General features: G+C 70.6%; 4 protein-coding genes. All 4 read right to left on the reverse strand.

What is annotated here, in order from left to right; all coding sequences use genetic code 11:
• Positions 1-361 (reverse strand): hypothetical protein (locus CCN72_RS19530; RefSeq protein ID WP_086808628.1); only part of this gene is annotated, 361 nt, incomplete at its 3' end.
• A 315-nt stretch (positions 362-676) separates the two neighbouring features.
• Entirely contained in the window at positions 677-994 is a 318-nt protein-coding gene (locus CCN72_RS19535) for a hypothetical protein (protein WP_086808629.1), read from the reverse strand.
• Positions 995-1,299: 305 nt separating this feature from the next.
• Positions 1,300-2,745: an aldehyde dehydrogenase family protein gene (locus CCN72_RS19540; protein ID WP_086808630.1), complete on the reverse strand. Its 1,446-nt coding sequence runs from the start codon at positions 2,743-2,745 to the stop codon at positions 1,300-1,302.
• A 150-nt stretch (positions 2,746-2,895) separates the two neighbouring features.
• Positions 2,896-3,789: PucR family transcriptional regulator (locus tag CCN72_RS19545; protein ID WP_167408695.1), on the reverse strand; the 894-nt coding region annotated here is incomplete at its 5' end.

The following is a 3,789-nucleotide window of genomic DNA, read 5'->3' on the forward strand; positions in this document are numbered from 1 at the left end:
CCATCGGCTGCTGGCCGGCCATCGGATACGGGGCGGGGGCACCCGTCGGGTACGGGGCGGCCATCGGCTGCGGGGCGGGCGTCGCCTTCCGACGCGAGAGCGACCGGAAGAAGTTGACGATGACCATGACGGGCAGGATGAACGCCTTGAAGAACACGATGTACGTGCCCCCCTGGAAGATGAACCCGAGGTAGATGCCGTAGCCCATGAACCCGAGACCGGCGATCACGTTGAACGCCCGCCAACCCTTGCTGAGACCACTGGCGTTGATGACACCCAGGATCAGCATCGCGGCGCCGCTGATGAAGAGCAGGACGACGTACCAGGAAAAGAGGGGCTCAGCACCGAAGTCGAGGTTCACGAAAATCCCTTGAAGAAAAAGTGGACGGCCCGCGAATGCGGACGGCGCACACTACCCAGGTCGCACACACTCTCGCCACGCACTTGTGAACGGAAGATCCGGCGCGCCCGAGCAGCCTTCTCGGTAAACCGTCTCCTCAAATGAGGGCGAAGTACCGTATGACACCACCGGATCCACCTCCGCCGAAACCTCCAGCACACCCCGAGGCCCACAACCGGTGATCCAATCGTTTCCCGTTCGTGGCCTGTTCGGCTTCAAACCCCACAGCTGCGGCTCCGGCTCCGGGCGCCGTCGTACCGTTGGCCCCTGGCCCCTTCACGGCTCATCCCCCGCGGCCATCGGCATCGACTCGAAGACGACCGGGCCCGGACAGAAGACCGCGCTGCCCGGACCGAACATGTCCTCTCCCGTCAGATACCGGTAGAGCCATTCGGCGAACGGCATCCGGTATTCGTAGAAATCCTGCGCGTCGGAGAGATCGCTCGCGGAGAAGGCGTCGACCGTGCTCTTCATCCACGCGCCGAGGTTCCACGATCGCGTAGCCGGATGAGACAGAAAGAGATGCCCGTTGAGCTGCACCGGCCCATAGCCGTCGACAACTTGCTTGTAGTCGCCGGGCAGGACGACGCCCAACTCCCCTTCCAGTTGCTCCCATGCCCCCGCGGAGGCATGGATGCCTCTCCCGCTCCCCAGCAGGCCATGAAGCCGAGAAATTTGCACCAGAAGACCTTTCAGAACTCGGTCACACGAGAGGGCTGCCCGGCAAAGGCCGCACGGGCGCCGGTGGCCCATCCTTGGTCGCAGCGCGGGCACCAGATCATGGTTTCCTTCGGTGAGCCAGGGGGAACGTGGAACGGCCGGTGCCCCCGCACAGTGGGCACCGGCCGTTCCGGTTCGACCTGTTCGTCGCAGGTCGGTTCATGTGACCTGCCGGCAGGTCAGAGCGCGAGGCCCGTCAGGACGAGGACGCGCTCGTAGGTGTAGTCCTCCATCGCGGAGCGGACGCCCTCGCGGCCGACGCCGGACTGCTTGGCGCCGCCGTAGGGCATCTGGTCGGCGCGGTAGGACGGGACGTCGCCGATGACCACGCCGCCGACCTCAAGGGCGCGGTGGGCGCGGAAGGCGGCCTGGAGGTCGTGGGTGAACACGCCCGCCTGGAGGCCGTACTTGGAGTCGTTGACCGCGGCGAAGGCCTCGGCCTCGCCGTGCACCTTCTGCACGCTGAGGACCGGTCCGAAGACCTCCTCGCGGGCGAGGGTGACGTCCGAGGGCAGGTCGGTGAGGACGGTCGGCGCGTACGAGGCGCCGTCGCGGTCGCCACCGGTGAGCAGCGCGGCGCCGGCCTCCACGGCCTCCTTGACCCAGGACTCCACGCGCTGGGCGGCGTCCTCGCTGACCAGCGGGCCGACGTCGGTCTTCGGGTCGTTCGGGTCGCCGGTGACCTGGGCCTCGACGGCGGCGACGATGCGCGGCAGCAGCCGGTCGTACACCGGCGCGTCCACGATCACGCGCTGCACGGAGATGCAGGACTGGCCGCCCTGGTAGTTGGAGAAGGTCGCGATGCGGTTCGCGGCCCAGTCCAGGTCGGCGTCCGAGGAGAAGTCGCCGAGGACGACGGCCGCGCCGTTGCCGCCCAGCTCCAGCGTGCAGTGCTTGCGCGGCACCGAGTCCATGATCGCGTAGCCGACCTTCTCGGAACCCGTGAAGGAGATGACCGGCAGCCGCTCGTCCTGGACCAGGGCGGGCATCTTGTCGTTGGCGACCGGCAGGATCGACCAGGAGCCGGCCGGCAGCTCGGTCTCCGCCAGCAGCTCGCCGATGACCAGGCCGGACAGCGGGGTGGCCGGGGCCGGCTTGAGGATGATCGGGGCGCCGGCCGCGATCGCCGGGGCGATCTTGTGGGCGCACAGGTTCAGCGGGAAGTTGAACGGCGCGATGCCGAGCACGACGCCCTTCGGGAAGCGCCGGACCAGCGCGAGCCGGCCCTCGCCGCCGCCGTCGGTGTCGAGGCGCTGGGCCTCGCCGCCGTTGAACCGGCGGGCCTCCTCGGCGGCCCAGCGGAACACCGAGGCGGCACGGCCGACCTCGCCGCGGGCCCACTTGATGGGCTTGCCGTTCTCCGCGGAGATCAGCTGACCGATCTCCTCGGTGCGCTCGATGAGGCGCTTGGCCACGTGGTCGAGGGCGGCGGCCCGTACGTGCGCGGGGGTGGCCGCGAACTCGTCGCGGGCGGCGTACGCGGCGGCCACGGCCTCCTCGACCTGGGCGTCGGTCGGCACGCTGACGGTGCCGACGAGCCGGCCGTCCCACGACGAGGTGACGTCGAAGGTGGTCTCACCGGTGACCTGGCGGCCGGCGAGCCAGAAGGCGTGGGTGGAAGTCATGTGCGATTCCCGGCCTTTCCGCGTTTGGGGGCGTCTTTGGGGGCGTCCTTGGCTTTCGTGCTCCACGGTAGGACGGCGGGGGCCGGGGGTCGCTTGTCCGTGCCGTAGCAGTAGCGGCGACGGGCACTACTGATTGGACTACTACTTCGGTTACTGGTCGGTCGAGGTGGCCTTCAGCGCGAGCCACAGCTCCATGCGTACGTCGGGGTCGTCCAGGGAACGCCCGAGGATCTCCTCCACCCGGCGCATCCGGTAGCGCAGCGTGTGCCGGTGCACGCCCAGGTCGGCGGCGGCCGCGTCCCACTGCCCGTGCCGGGAGAGCCAGGCGCGCAGCGAGGCGACCAGGTCGCCGCGGCCGGTGGCGTCATGCTCGTACAGCGGTCGCAGCAGCCCGTCGGCGAACGCCTTCACCGCGTCGTCGGCGAGCAGCGGCAGCACGGATCCGGCGGCCAGCTGCTCGTGCTCGACCAGGACCCGGCCGCGGCGCCGGGCGACCGACAGGGACTGTTCGGCCTGCTTGTAGGCGGCCGCGGCGGCGATCGGGCCGGCCGGGGCGGACAGTCCTACGACGATCTCGTCCTCCTCGGTGGCCGCGCGCTCGGGGCTGGTGCGGGCGGCCTCGAGGTCGGCGGCCCAGGCGACGCAGGCGGCGACCGCCGCGCCGCCGTCCGCGGCCAGTACGACGAGTCGCTCGCCCTCCGGTACGACCAGTACCGCCTCACCGGAGCGCGCGGCGGCGGACTCCAGGGCCTCCGCGAGGGTGCCGAGCCGGTCGCCGCCGGTCGCGGTGGCTCGGGCGCCGGGGACCGAGTCGGCGACGATCATCCGGAACGGGGCGTCCAGCAGTCCGCCGTACAGGTCGCCGGCGACGGCGCGGGCGTGGTCGGGTTCCCCGGCGAGCAGCATGCGCAGCACGGCGGTGCCGATGCGCTGCTCGGCGGCGTGCAGGGAGCGGGAGCGTTCGGTGGTGAGGGTGAGCAGGGCGATGGCGGAATGGACGGCGTACCGCTCGGCGGTGCCGGGGGCGGCGGCGGTGCCGACGGC

Source organism: Streptomyces murinus, assembly GCF_002154555.1.
Classification (GTDB): Bacteria; Actinomycetota; Actinomycetes; order Streptomycetales; family Streptomycetaceae; genus Streptomyces; species Streptomyces murinus.